This window comes from Exiguobacterium sp. s189 (assembly GCF_018617615.1).
GTDB classification, from domain to species: Bacteria; Bacillota; Bacilli; order Exiguobacteriales; family Exiguobacteriaceae; genus Exiguobacterium; species Exiguobacterium aestuarii_A.
Genome location: NZ_JACSKM010000001.1, coordinates 354962 through 368570, shown reverse-complemented (window position 1 = coordinate 368570; position 13609 = coordinate 354962). Strand labels below are relative to the sequence as shown.

Here is a 13609-nt window from a genome sequence, read left to right as displayed (position 1 = left end):
TGACCTCTTGGCTTGGCAAGAGGTCATTCGAAAACAATGAACTCTTATCTCTCAGCGATAGCTGCAAGAATTAGCACCGTGCCATCTCTGGTCGGTTGCTGCGACATCATCGGGCTTGTCCCTCCGTCTGCTCTTGATAAGAATAGTTGTGAAGTTGTGAAATTTAATTGAATTTTTACATAGAATCGCTCACTCGTCAATTCCTTTTTTTGAGAAAAAAAGTTTGAAAATAATGTTTCTATATATGCGTGTCAAAAATAGGGAGTCGACCGAAAATAGAGGATTGACAACTAGCGTGCCTAGTCCGTAATATTCGTCTCAACACGTCAAACACAATTACATCATTTACTCTTATCGCGAGTTGGCAGAGGGAATTGGCCCTACGACGCCGCAGCAACCGACCATTTGGCACGGTGCTACATCCACCAGACATATGTCTGAAAGATGAGAGGAACAACCAATTTGGGTGTGCCTCTTTCTCGCGGAGAAAGGGGCTTTTTTCATGCATAGATTCAAGAAAGGGGAAAATCATCATGGCTTATGAGGCGTTTACAGAACAAAGTGTCGTCGAACACGTTCGACAGTTGGGGTTACTAGAAGAGGGGATTGCAGAATGTGAGGAAATCGGAGATGGAAATTTAAATCTCGTCTTTCGCATTCGTCAAGGAGAAACGTCATTAATCGTGAAACAGGCGTTGCCGTACGCAAAAGTCGTTGGAGAGAGCTGGCCGCTCACGCTTGACCGTTCGTGGATCGAACAACTGGCACTCCGTGAGTTTTCAAAAGTCGTACCACAATTCGTACCAGATGTACTCGGTAGCGACCGTGAACTCGCCTATACGATTTTAGAAGATTTGTCAGCGTTTGAAATCGTCCGGACGGGTTTCCTAAAAGGAGAGAGCTATCCGAATTTGGCGCGTCACGTCGGTACATTCCTCGGGGAAACGTTGTTTGCGACATCTGACTATGCGAAAGGACCGCTCGCCAAGAAACAAATCGAAAAAGAGTATTACAATCCAGAGCTATGCGATATCACAGAAAAACTGATCTTCACTGATCCGTATCGTGATGCAGAATCGAATCAAATCGAAACGGCTCTTCGTTTAGACGTGGAGCAGCTTTGGTCAGACCTCGCCTTGAAAATTGAAGTGACGAAATTGAAGGTCGGGTTCGTGACTAAACACGAAGCGTTGCTACATGGGGATTTACATACAGGAAGCATTTTTGCGACGCGTCAAGAAACGAAAATCATCGATCCTGAGTTTGCGTTTTACGGCCCATTCGGTTTTGACATCGGTCAAATCATCGCTCACTTGGTGTTCTCGACATATGCGCATCCGTTGAAGCGGTTCGAACGCTTCACAGAAGTGCTCACTGTTTGGGAGACGTTCGAGAAAACGTTCCGTACACGCTTCACACAGGCAGTCGAGCCGTTCAACACGGTAGGTTTCGTGGATGAACTGTTGCCATCGATTTTAAGTGATGCCATCGGCTACGCAGGCTGCGAATTGATTCGGCGGACGGCCGGTCTAGCGGGCGTCGCCGACTTAGAGACATTGCCGGATGACCTGCGCATCGAACGGAAACGTCATGCCCTAGAACTTGGCACGCGTCTCATCAAACAGCGTCATCAGATTCAATCCATCGATCAGCTGATTCCAGTCCTATCGGAGGTGCGGGTATGAGTGTGCAAAGCATACATTTCGATGCCGACACGGAAGTGTTGACGATTTTAGATCAGACACAGTTGCCGCAAGAAGAGCGCTATGTCGAAGTGATAACGCTCGAACAGGCCGAACAGGCGATCAAATCGCTTCAAGTTCGGGGAGCACCGGCCATCGCTTACTTTGGGGCGTTCGTCCTCGCGAAAGAGGCATCACGTCTCCAGGACAATTTATATTTTCACCGCCAATTGGACCAGGTCGGCCAACGGTTGATTGCGACAAGACCAACAGCGGTCAACTTACAACATGTCATCGAATCACTCCTTCGACTAAATGTGGGGGAAGACTTTGAGCAGATCGCAAAAGCCATCAAGGCGCGTGCGATTGAAATCTATGAACAAGACGTGGCCACGTATCGCACGATTGGTGAGCATGCGTTGACCGTGTTACCTGCTGGTGGGAACGTGTTGACGATTTGTAACGCCGGTGCTATCGCGACGTCACGGTACGGTACCGCGCTCGCGCCGTTCTATGTCGGAAAAGAGCGGGGCATCCCGTTTCGTGTATTCGCGTCGGAAACGCGTCCACTGCTTCAAGGGGCACGGTTGACGGTGTGGGAGCTCGACCGGGCAGACATCGACGTCACATTGATCACGGATAACATGGCGGCGTGGACGATTCAGACGAAACAAATCGATGCCATCATCGTCGGGGCGGACCGCATCACTCGTACCGGTCATACGGCCAACAAGATTGGGACACTCCAGCTCGCAATTTTGGCGAAGCATTACGGTATCCCGTTTTATGTGGCAGCCCCGCATTCGACGTTTGATTTGGAAGCAGACGACACGATTCAAATCGAAGAACGGGACGCACATGAAGTGACACATATCGGGGGACACCCGACGGCACTCGTCGGCATCACCGTCTTCAATCCGGCGTTTGATGTGACCCCACCAGAACTCATCACCGGTCTGATCACAGAGACAGGTGTGCTCGAACCGACCGAGTCGGTCATTGTACAACACGTAGGAGGAAACGCATATGTCTAAAAAAATCATCTTCTTCCTGTTGACCGTCATCTTAGCACTTGCCGGATGCACGAACGAACAGGCCCAACCGAAAACGACCGCGACAACAAATAAAACGGAGGCAAAAACAGTCAGCGTATCAAATGAGACGCTTCCGAAAGACCTAGAGGTCGCACTCGTCATGCAAATGTCGATTGGGACATTTTCTTCGCAATATATCGAAGGGGTGACCGATCAAGTCGAAGCGTTCGGTGGAAGCATGAAAGTGTACAACGCCGATAATGATTTGTCGAAGATGGCGAGTTACGTCGATACGGCAACGACGCAAGGTGTCGATGTGATCTTGATTGACCACGGACGTGCTGATGCCTTGAAAGAGCCTGTTCAACGGGCGCTCGATAAGGGCATCAAAGTCGTCGCATTCGACAACGATTTAACGAATGAAGGGGTGACGGTCATCGACCAAGATGATTATTCCCTCGCTTGGCGTTCACTTAAAGCTCTCGCTGAAGATTTGGACGGCGAAGGGAACATCGTCACGATTTGGGTCGGTGGGTTCACCCCGATGGAACGTCGTCATACGATTTATGACGCGTTCTTGAAACGTTACCCGGGCATCCAAGAAGTCGCGAAATTTGGTTCGGCGACGAACAATACGGCGCTCGATACACAAAGTCAGATGGAGGCGATTTTGAAGAAGTATCCGGAAGGCGAAATCGATGCGGTGTTTGCGATGTGGGATGAGTTCGCAAAAGGGGCGAGCCGTGCCATCAAGCAGGCAGGACGTGACGAGATTGCCGTTTACGGGATTGACTTGAGTGACGAAGACCTACAACTTATGCAAGAAGACGGGAGTCCGTGGGGCGTGACGGCCGCGACGGATCCTGCTGAAATTGGTCGCATTCAAGTCCGTTACGCTTATCAAAAAGTGGTCGGAGAAGAAACCCCTTCGATTCACTCGGTTGATCCATATTTAGTGGACCGTGACGTCTTGCCAGATGAGCCTGTCACGATGAATGACCTCGGACAGTACGTTAAGGGTTGGGGTGAGTCGAATGCGGCATGGTCGGACTGGATGAAGGAGAATGACTGATGATTCGCTTGGAACGAATCACGAAACAGTATGGTGACGTGACCGTACTCGATCAACTGTCGTTCAGCCTAAAACCGGGAGACATTCATGGACTCCTGGGTCTGAACGGGGCGGGTAAGAGTACGCTTATCAAACTGCTGAACGGAACGGTCGAACCGACGTCCGGCGAACTATCCATTGACGGGACGACCATCCGACTCAGACCGACGGAAGCGATTCGTCAAGGCATCATCACCGTATCGCAAGAAGTGGATGATGCGCTCTATTTGGACTTGCCTGTATACGAAAATGTTCTCCCATGGCAGACGGTGAAGCGGATTCGCCCACAACTTTTGAAACAGCGGGTAAAAGACGTGCTATCCCGGGTCGGTTTAGACATCGATCCAACGCGTCCGGCCGGTCACTATCCGCTCAGCGTAAAGCAACGTCTTCTCATCGCTCGGGCACTTGAGAGTGATGCCAAGTATTTATTACTCGATGAGCCGACTGCCGCCTTGTCGGAAACGGATGCCGATGCCTTGCTTGAATTGCTACAAACGCTCGCGGCAGAAGGGGTGGGCATCGTGTTGGTCACCCATCGTTTAGATGAGCTCACGCGTGTCACCTCGACCTCTACGTTTCTTCGAGACGGACGCGTTGTATATGAGGGACCGTTTCAAACCCTTTCTACGGAAGCCGTTCAAACCTTTTTGAGTGGGACGACATTTGAAGGGACACAAGAGAAGGCAACCCCTGAAGAGGAGATTCGTTTGTCCGCGCAGGTGACTCTCCCTGCGTTCGGGACGAATCTCTCCGTTGAAGCGTACCGCGGGGAAGTGCTCGGGATTGGAGGATTGACGGGGAGCGGGAAGACGGAACTGGTGGAAGCCTTGTTCGGTCTTTCTGGGCTTCGTCAATCCATCACGGTTGACGGAACCACACACGTGATCAAAGAACCGACAGACGCCGTACGTTTAGGGTTTGCACTCGTTCCAGAGGAGAGACGTCGTCACGGATTATTTCTAGACGAGACGATTGAGCGGAACGTGATTGCTGTCGCAGGAAAGACCGATGGTGTCTCTGACGTACTGGCATCACTTCGTGTCCGCTATGCGAACGTGAAACAAACGGTCGGTGAACTGAGTGGTGGAAATCAGCAGAAGGTCGTCTTTAGCAAATGGCTACTCGACGACCGGGACATCTATCTGCTCGATGAACCGACAAAAGGGATTGATATCGCAGCGAAGCAAGATGTGTATGAACGCGTCGTCGCACTCGCGAAACAAGGGAAGACCGTGTTGTTCACGTCGAGTGAGCGACATGAGCTCGAACGGGTCGCCAATCGGATTCTTTGGCTCGACCGTGGACAATTTGTAGAGAAAGGAGGCGCATGACATGGCACAATTAGTGGTCAAAGAACGAAAACGAATCAGCGGTCATATCGGTCAATACGGGACGTTACTCGCAATCATTGGGTTGATCGCGGTCTTTACCGTGACGAACGATCAATTTCTGACGTATGCGAACTTTAGTGACATCATCAAATCGGTTTCAATCGTGTCGTTACTTGCCCTCGGTGTCACATTTTCGCTCATCGTTGGCGGTTTCGACTTATCGGTCGGGTCGACGGCGAGTCTCGCGACAATCGGGGCAGCGGCAAGCCTTGTCCTTCATCAACAAGAACTTCTCGTCGCGCTGCTGATTCCGCTCGCCCTAGGGATTCTCGTCGGACTATTGAATGCGCTCGTCACAATCAAATTCCGGTTACCGGATTTGCTAGCGACACTCGCCATCATGTACGTCATTAACGGGATTCAGTTGACGTATACGAAAGGATTCTCAATTTATGACAACATGCCGATTGAAGGGGGAACGGCGCCAGGACGCTTCATTCCATCCTTTTTATTTATCGGTCAAGGAACAATCGGTCCGATTCCGTTCGTCGCCCTGCTTATGCTGTTGTTCTTTATCGGGGCTCATCTGTTTTTAACGTATACACGTACCGGGCGTGAGTTTTATTACGTCGGGTCGAACGCAGAAGCGGCCCGCCGTTCCGGGATTGCCGTGAATCGCATCAAGTTGTACGCTTACGTGCTCAGCGGGTTGTTCGCTGCCATCGGTGGGATCATTCTTGCATCTCGGATTGGGACAGGACAGGTCTCGGCCGGAGCACCGCTTTTGATGGACGCTGTCGCGGCTGCTTATATCGGCTACGCCGTCTTTGGGACAGGGCGCCCGAACGTGATCGGGACATTGATTGGAGCTATTTTAATCGGAATTCTCTTGAATGGACTGACGATGTGGGACGTGCCGTATTATGCGCAAGATATCGTCAAAGGGACGATTCTCATTGGAGCGCTCGGTCTTTCTTATATTCAAAAGAAACAGCGGACATGACAAAACCCCCGGACATCAGTTGTTCGGGGGTTCGCTTTGTTCACGCGTCATTGTGAGAAACGGATATACACCGCCGTTCGTCTCCTGCATGAACGTGTCTTGTGGGATGAAACCGAGCGACTCGTATAACCGGATGGCCCGTTTGTTGAACGTGGCGACGGCAAGATGCACTGTGCGAGTCCCATATGTCGCCTCGATCCAATTAAGGATTGAAGTGAGGAATCGATGTCCGTTGCCGCTTCCTGTCAAATCAGGACGCATGCCGAGACCGATGGAAACAGTTTCCGCTGATTCGAATTGCAATGTGACAAAACCGATGAGTTCGTCGTCCTCAAGGATGGCGAACGTCGTGTCTCCCCGTTCATCCGCATCTAAAAATAAGGCGAGGTCTTCCTCATCGGCGTCCATATTGTAAAACGCATAGTCGCCTTCATAGCACCACTCGAAGGCGATCAGTTCGGCTTGCTCTTGGGTGAGTGGATGAAACGTATGGCTCATAAAAATTCCTCGTCTCTAATGGAAGTGGTCATGCTACACTCAAATCGTATCATGAAAACAAGGGGAGGGAATGTGATGGCAGTCAAGTTGGACATGGTCGGGATCGTCGTGACGGATATGAAGCGGTCGCTCGACTTCTATCGGGCGCTTGGGTTTGAGATTCCAGAAGCGATGAACGGGGAAGCGCATGTAGAGATTGACGAAGGAGGCGTACGTCTCGCGTTCGATACGGTAGAAGTGGCCGAATCAGTATACGGGGAATGGAAACAGGCAGACGGGCATCGGATCGAGCTTGCCTTCTTATGTGAGAGCCGTGAGGCGCTCGACCGATTATATAACACGGTACTTGAACAAGGTTATGCGTCACATAAAGCCCCATGGGATGCGTTTTGGGGACAACGTTATGCCATCCTGTACGATGCGGATGGGAATTTGATCAGTTTGTTCGCGTCATAAAAATAATCCCGGGCCATGTGGCTCGGGATTATTGATTGTCGTGGCACTCTCCCCATGAACAAAGGGCATTCATGGCAGGTTGAAGGCCGAGGGCATCTTCAGTCAATGAATACTCGACATGGAGGTGCTTCTCGGTCGAATAGTCGACACGGCGAACCATACCGAGTTGCTCGAGTTCACGCAATTGGTCGGTCAACACTTTTCGGCTGACGTCAGGAATCGCCCGTTGAATATCAGAAAAACGAAGCGGTCCATCTTGAAGCGTGCAATACACTTGAGGACGCCATTTGCCGCCGATAATCTCGAGTGCGCGGTTGACGGGGAACGATGTGGTCATGTTCAAAGAGCCTCACTTTCGGGTAGTTACTTCAATGTGCGTACTTTTTTTCTTGCTTCAATGACAGTATCTTATCGTTATCCGCTAAATTGAGCAAACAAAAAGGAGTAGATGAAACATGACGTATCCAAGAACATTTTCACACATCGGTCTTTCTGTGCCAAGCGTAACCGAGGCCGTAAAATTTTATGAGGACGTGATGGGGTGGTATACCATCATGACACCATCAGATGTCGTCGAAGATGATTCGCCAATCGGCGTGATGTGTACAGACGTCTTCGGACCAGGCTGGGGTAAATTCCGAATCGCCCATATGTCAACAGGAGACGGAATTGGAATCGAGTTATTCGAGTTCCCGAATAACGAGACACCAGAAGACAACTTCGAGTTTTGGAAGACAGGAATCTTCCACTACTGTGTACAAGACCCTGACATCGAAGGACTTGTCGAGAAGATTGTCGCACATGGCGGCAAACAGCGGATGCCGATTCGTGAATACTACCCAGGCGAAAAACCGTATCGCATGGTGTACTGCGAAGACCCATTCGGTAATCTCGTTGAAATTTATTCACATTCATACGAACTCACATATTCGGAAGGAGCTTACTAAACATGAAAGCATGGCTACTCGACCAACCCGGTCTAGATCATCTGCATATTGGAGAAATCGACCGACCGACACCCGGAACGGGAGAACTGTTGATTCGTGTCGAAGCGGTCGCCTTGAACCCGGTCGACTATAAAGTCGGTTCAAACGGAAACCCGAACTGGGCATATCCACACATTCTCGGTGTCGATCTCGTCGGAGAAGTCGTTGAGGTCGGATCGAGTATCGCCAACATCATTACGGGTTCACGTGTAGCCGTGCATACGGATCTTTCGAAATATGGAGGGTTCGCCGAGTACACGGTCGTTGATGCTCGGGCGTGTGCGGTCGTTCCACAAGGTGTAAGTGATGAGGCGGCGGCTTCGATTCTATGTGCCGGAATGACAGCTTATGAAGCGGTCATGCAGAAGCTGAACACGCGGGATAAGGAGACGATTCTCGTACACGCTGGAGCGGGCGGTGTCGGTGGCTTTGCGATTCAGCTCGCAAAACGCCTCGGGTTAAAAGTGTTCACGACGGCATCTCCGGAGAATTTTGAGTGGGTGGAATCACTCGGGGCAGACGTGGCGATTGATTATAACGTCGAGGACGTGACGGCACGAATCATGGAAGAGACGGATGGACGTGGTGTCGACTTGATTTTGAACACGGTCGGTCGCGACGTTGCGACAGCAGACCTCGATCGTCTCGCGTTCAGCGGACACCTCGCCTATATCGCCGGTCCACCAGATATGACGAACATGAAAGGCTTCACGTTATCCCCGTCGATTCATGAAGTGGCACTCGGGGCAGCACATGCGAGCGAGGACGAGCATGCGATTCGCAACTTGGCGTATATGGCTGAAGAGATGATGAACTTGCTCGATGCAGGTGAACTGAACGACCTTGTCACAGAAGTGTTATCGTTCGACCAGTTGAAAGAAGGTCTCGAAAAACTACAAACGCGGAAAGTACGCGGTAAACTCATCGTCCGGATTCGCGACTGAGTAGAGGACTCCCTGTTATACTGACAGGGAGTTTATTTGTCGAGGAGGCGAAAGAATGGAGCGATTAATAGACACGTATCGACAGACAGATGTTCAGTTGAGCGGTCACGGCAAACGGGAAGTCGAGGTGTTGAAACGTGCGTTTGAACAGGTGCGTGACGATGAGCCGAGTGACCAGTATGGACAGGGGAAAACGATTCGCCAGTTTGAAGAGAAGATGGCACAAGTTCTTGGGAAAGAGTCGGCGGTATTCTTTCCGAGCGGCACGATGGCGCAACAGATTGCCCTGCGCATGTGGTGTGATGAAACAGGGAAGAACACGGTCGCGTATCATCCGCTCTGTCATCTTGAAATCCATGAGCAAGATGGCTTGAAAGAGTTGCATCATATCGAACCGATTTTAGTCGGGGACGAAAATCGGCTCATGACCTTAGAAGAGATTCAGGCGTTACCAGATATCGCGTGTCTTCTGCTCGAACTGCCACAACGGGAAATCGGCGGGGAATTGCCGACGTTCGAGGAACTTGTGGCAATTCATGAACACTGTCGTGAGAAAGGGATTCACCTACATTTGGACGGGGCGCGACTGTTCGAATCGCTCCCGTATTACGAAAAAGAAGCATCTGAGATTTGTGCACTCTTTGATAGCGTGTACGTCTCGTTTTATAAAGGAATCGGCGGGATTGCGGGGGCAATCCTTGCTGGACCGAAGTCGTTTTGCGAGACGTCGAAAGTATGGAAGCGTCGCTACGGGGGTGACTTGATCAGCCTTTATCCGTATATTCTTTCTTCCGATTATTATTATGAGTTACGGAAAGACAAGATGACAGGATATCGCGATGCTGCCGTACAATTGGCAGCACGATTTAACGAACTCGACGGCGTCTGGACGACGCCACTCGTCCCGGTCACGAATATGTTCCACTTACATTTCCAAGGGGGAAAAGAGGAACTCGCTGAACAGATTGCAGGAATCCAAGAAGAGACCGGGATTGGCATCACCGGTTATCTCGTTGAAAAAGAAGGATTTTGTTCCACTGAAATCAGCATCGGGGATGTCTACAGTCATATAACCTCTAATCAACTCGATGATGTATTTAGGCAATTCAACTCTAAATAAATGTAAAGAACGCTGAAGAGATGTTTCTCTTCAGCGTTCTTGTCATGCGACTTTGAGTGTGGATTTGTCGGCGGCAGATGATAGATACGTAGAAGACAACTTCACGACCCATTGAATCGTTTTAAATTGTATGAACACAAGAGGTGATAAAGCGATATAATGCATCCACGTGTGTACAGTCAAGAAGCCGTTTTGAACGAGTCCCCAATGAATAAAGAACATTCCGAGTACCACATATGCGACACCTGGACAAATGAGACCAAAACTTGCTCCGCCCTCTGGCTGATTTCTGAAGTAATCAAGTCGACGTAATACACTATATCCGATTAGTCCAACCGCGGTGCTCCCCATAAATAATATCCCGAGTACAATCAGCATAAAGGCTGCATTGACCTCAGTCTCTAGCAAGCGATGTGACACCATTGAGTTCAATCGAACGAATGTAATACCAGTAAGGGTGAGAATCGGGATAGGTAACCAAATAGTCGGTGCGCTCGCTTTTGCAAAGCCTTTACTGAAGATCGCTCGTAGACTCATTCCGGCGAAAAATAAAATAATCCCCCATACAAGTGTCATAAAAAATATAGAGGCGATTGTCGCACTGACAGAAACCCATTGGATTTTTGACATAGCGGCAGGACTAGCTAATCCCACTGCGACCATGACGAACGAAAAAGCACCTAAGAATTGTCCGAATTGGTTCATATTTTCAACGTCAACTTGACCACTAACCATAACCGATGCAATGTACTGAACATAACGAGTAAATGCATATCCACCAATGATTAAGAAGGCAATGAGGGCAAAAGGTAGTAAGGATTGAACATTAGACCAAAGTCCTGGAACAAACAAAGCACCTAGAATAAACAGTACATTGACACTCATCGCATAGGTGAGTGGTTCTGCCATGACAGCTACTTCTCCAGGAGTTCCTTTCACTTTGGAATATCGATCGCTTTTCTTGAATTTACGAAATGAACGGATATTCCATGCAAGCAGACGGAAGTGATTTGCCGAGAAGCCAATAATGACCAATGAAACGAGAACGACAAGAATAGCTGGGATTCCTCCGCCCTCAAACGTCTCACGTAAATGATTGAAGTGAGGTAGTGGAGAATCAGGGTGTGGTATGAGGAACATAAAGTACATAAAAAATGACACAGCGAGCCCACCGTTGCCAAGCGCAGATAAAAAATATAATGGGTGATAGGTTTGTTTTGACATGATAAAAAACTCCTCCTTTAAATTACATAATCACTTTATACCCCCTAGGGTATCTGGGGGTCAAGAGGGTTGGATATAATTGAGGGCAATCCCTCAATAATAGACATGGCTGTCTGTGTGATTTTCATCACCCCTGATAACGTTTAATATTGATATTTTGTTTGAAGATATTATGTGTCATGTTGCGTCAAGTGTTGATTCATAAGGAAATTGAGGGACTTCCCCTATATCAAATGTATACGCTTTCAAATATGCTTAGTTTATAGATTGGTTCACTTGTTTGTCAAAAATAGCGTGTAATGAAACAGAAGGGGTTGCATAAGATGCGTACACATTATCGTGTTGTGATTGTAGGAGCAGGAACCGGGGGAATCAGTGTCGCGGCAAGATTGCTTCGAGAGAAACATCATTTGAAAGATGAGATTCTACTGATTGATCCTGCCACTACTCATTATTATCAACCGTTATGGACACTAGTCGGAGCAGGTATTGTGAAGAAAGAAGAGTCGGCCCGCCCGATGGATTCTCTCATTCCTGATGGGGCGAAGTGGTTACAAGATCATGTGACGACATTTGATCCTGAAAACAATCAAGTCGAAACGTCAAGTCACGGAAAGATTTACTATGATTTTCTCATTGTGTCACCAGGGATTGAAATTGACTGGGGACGCATAAAAGGATTAAAAGAAGCGCTTGGGACAAAAGAGGTCTGCAGTAATTATTCATACGAACACGTTGGCTACACATGGGATACTCTCGAAAAGTTTACGGGTGGAACGGCATTGTTCACACACCCGGCTTCTCCGGTAAAATGCGGGGGTGCTCCTCAAAAAATCATGTACTTGGCGGAAGAGTATTTCATGAAGACCGGCATTCGTGGTTCGAGTCGGGTGGTCTTCGGTTCAGCCAATCCTGCCATTTTCGATGTTGCGAAGTATCGGGACGCACTGGAGAAAGTACTCGAACGAAAACAGATTGAAACTCATTTTCGGGTGAATCTGACAGAAATAAAGGCAGATGAAAAAGTAGCGATTTTTGAAAACTTAGATACGGGAGAATCGTTCGAGATCAGCTATGACATGATTCATGTCACGCCACCGATGCAAGCTCCGGCATTCATTCGGAACAGTTTATTGGCAGACTCCGGGGGTTGGGTCGATGTCGACAAACATACACTTCAACATAAGCGATTCAAAAATGTGTTCGGGTTAGGTGACTGTACGAATCTACCGACATCGAAGACAGGTGCAGCCATTCGGAAACAGGCACCTGTCGTTGTCCAAAATGTACAGGATGCAATGTATGGTCATTTACCGACAGCTTCATATGACGGCTACTCTTCTTGTCCGATTGTCACAGGTTACGGTTCGTTGATTCTAGCAGAGTTTGATTATGATAAAATCCCTCAAGAATCGATGCCGTTCAATCAAGCAAAAGAAAGACGAAGCATGTACATTTTGAAAAAAGACTTTTTACCGATTATGTACTGGAACGGCATGTTGAAAGGAACGATGTGAGAAAGGAGGAATCGTGATGGAACGTTCTGCACTTGAAGAACAAACGGTCGAGACCGTACTGACAAGACCTGACGTTGAACAAGCACTGATTGCACTGATCGATCGTTTGCCCAAAATTGAACAGTCTCTCCGCCGTTTAGAGGATGCTGTTGATTTTGGTATGGCGACGATGAAAGATGAAACGGTAAAAGAGAAAGTTGACGCAGCCATCGACAATTCCAATATCCAAATCGAAACGCTTGAAGCAGCAATAAAACTGACTGAAAAGTTACCGATGTTGCTACAGGTGACGAATCAACTTGAGTTCATGTTCACGTTTGTCCAAGATGTATATCATGATGAACAAACGAAAGAATTGATTGGGCAACGGATCGATGAGTATGCCGTGCCAGCGAAAGAGAAGGTTGAATGGACGCGAGAGATGTGGACGGAAGTGCAACAACGTGTCGAACAGGATGACCGCCACATCACCCTATTTTCACTCATGCGTTGGATTAAAGAACCATCAGTTCAATACGGTCTTAAATACGTTCAAGCAACTGTTGATGTACTAAACGAACGGACAATCAAGCGTTAAACATGAATAAATCATGATGAATAGAGTTTTCAATAAATTAGACGTGCCTCGAGGCGCGTCTTTTTTCATGGGGGAATGAAGTGCATTATTTGGGTTTGTTTACCCATAGGGGTATTATGGATA

At 48.6% G+C, this 13609-nt stretch carries 14 protein-coding genes and 2 riboswitches; of the genes, 11 read left to right on the top strand and 3 right to left on the bottom strand.

The window, feature by feature from the left end:
* Nucleotides 1-41: 41 nt before the first annotated feature.
* A riboswitch (SAM riboswitch) is annotated at nt 42-143 on the bottom strand.
* A gap of 205 nt (nt 144-348) precedes the next feature.
* Nucleotides 349-451: riboswitch (SAM riboswitch) on the top strand.
* An 82-nt stretch (nt 452-533) separates the two neighbouring features.
* Genes mtnK through KNO99_RS01830 form a run of 5 tightly spaced genes read left to right on the top strand, consistent with a single transcriptional unit; the run spans nt 534 to nt 6164 of the window.
* Entirely contained in the window at nt 534-1685 is a 1152-nt protein-coding gene (mtnK, locus tag KNO99_RS01850; protein ID WP_214744744.1) for an S-methyl-5-thioribose kinase, read from the top strand.
* A complete protein-coding gene (gene mtnA / locus KNO99_RS01845) occupies nt 1682-2716 on the top strand; it encodes an S-methyl-5-thioribose-1-phosphate isomerase (RefSeq protein WP_214744742.1) in 1035 nt (344 codons plus the stop codon). Before mtnK ends, mtnA begins: the two co-directional genes overlap by 4 nt.
* Nucleotides 2709-3788, top strand: coding sequence for a sugar ABC transporter substrate-binding protein (locus KNO99_RS01840; RefSeq protein WP_214744740.1), 1080 nt, complete (start codon nt 2709-2711; stop codon nt 3786-3788). The genes mtnA and KNO99_RS01840 overlap by 8 nt, the downstream gene beginning before the upstream one ends.
* Nucleotides 3788-5161 carry a sugar ABC transporter ATP-binding protein gene (locus KNO99_RS01835; RefSeq protein WP_214744738.1) on the top strand — a complete coding sequence of 458 codons (1374 nt, stop codon included), beginning with the start codon at nt 3788-3790 and terminating at the stop codon, nt 5159-5161. Before KNO99_RS01840 ends, KNO99_RS01835 begins: the two co-directional genes overlap by 1 nt.
* A gap of 1 nt (nt 5162) precedes the next feature.
* On the top strand, nt 5163-6164 hold the full coding sequence (locus KNO99_RS01830; protein WP_214744736.1) for an ABC transporter permease: 1002 nt from the start codon (nt 5163-5165) through the stop codon (nt 6162-6164).
* Between the two features lie 15 nt (nt 6165-6179).
* On the opposite strand, the gene KNO99_RS01825 is transcribed toward KNO99_RS01830, so the two are convergent.
* Nucleotides 6180-6662 carry a GNAT family N-acetyltransferase gene (locus KNO99_RS01825; protein WP_214744734.1) on the bottom strand — a complete coding sequence of 161 codons (483 nt, stop codon included), beginning with the start codon at nt 6660-6662 and terminating at the stop codon, nt 6180-6182.
* Nucleotides 6663-6737: 75 nt separating this feature from the next.
* On the opposite strand from KNO99_RS01825, the gene KNO99_RS01820 reads away from it, so the two are divergent.
* Nucleotides 6738-7118 carry a VOC family protein gene (locus KNO99_RS01820; RefSeq protein WP_214744732.1) on the top strand — a complete coding sequence of 127 codons (381 nt, stop codon included), beginning with the start codon at nt 6738-6740 and terminating at the stop codon, nt 7116-7118.
* A gap of 28 nt (nt 7119-7146) precedes the next feature.
* Here KNO99_RS01820 and KNO99_RS01815 read toward each other — a convergent pair whose 3' ends face one another.
* Nucleotides 7147-7455 carry a winged helix-turn-helix transcriptional regulator gene (locus KNO99_RS01815; protein WP_026824988.1) on the bottom strand — a complete coding sequence of 103 codons (309 nt, stop codon included), beginning with the start codon at nt 7453-7455 and terminating at the stop codon, nt 7147-7149.
* Between the two features lie 118 nt (nt 7456-7573).
* Between KNO99_RS01815 and KNO99_RS01810 the strand changes: the two genes are divergently transcribed.
* Genes KNO99_RS01810 through KNO99_RS01800 form a run of 3 tightly spaced genes read left to right on the top strand, consistent with a single transcriptional unit; the run spans nt 7574 to nt 10168 of the window.
* Nucleotides 7574-8065: a lactoylglutathione lyase family protein gene (locus KNO99_RS01810; RefSeq protein ID WP_012727473.1), complete on the top strand. Its 492-nt coding sequence runs from the start codon at nt 7574-7576 to the stop codon at nt 8063-8065.
* Between the two features lie 2 nt (nt 8066-8067).
* Complete coding sequence (locus KNO99_RS01805; RefSeq protein WP_214744730.1) at nt 8068-9048, top strand: zinc-binding dehydrogenase; 981 nt, start codon at nt 8068-8070, stop codon at nt 9046-9048.
* 55 nt (nt 9049-9103) lie between these two features.
* Complete coding sequence (locus KNO99_RS01800) at nt 9104-10168, top strand: threonine aldolase family protein (RefSeq protein ID WP_214744728.1); 1065 nt, start codon at nt 9104-9106, stop codon at nt 10166-10168.
* A 42-nt stretch (nt 10169-10210) separates the two neighbouring features.
* Here KNO99_RS01800 and KNO99_RS01795 read toward each other — a convergent pair whose 3' ends face one another.
* Nucleotides 10211-11392, bottom strand: a complete 1182-nt coding sequence (locus KNO99_RS01795; RefSeq protein ID WP_214744727.1) for a TsoY family (seleno)protein — start codon at nt 11390-11392, stop codon at nt 10211-10213.
* A gap of 323 nt (nt 11393-11715) precedes the next feature.
* Between KNO99_RS01795 and KNO99_RS01790 the strand changes: the two genes are divergently transcribed.
* Nucleotides 11716-12909 carry an NAD(P)/FAD-dependent oxidoreductase gene (locus tag KNO99_RS01790; protein ID WP_214744725.1) on the top strand — a complete coding sequence of 398 codons (1194 nt, stop codon included), beginning with the start codon at nt 11716-11718 and terminating at the stop codon, nt 12907-12909.
* 16 nt (nt 12910-12925) lie between these two features.
* Nucleotides 12926-13486: a hypothetical protein gene (locus KNO99_RS01785; RefSeq protein WP_214744723.1), complete on the top strand. Its 561-nt coding sequence runs from the start codon at nt 12926-12928 to the stop codon at nt 13484-13486.
* Nucleotides 13487-13609: the final 123 nt, after the last annotated feature.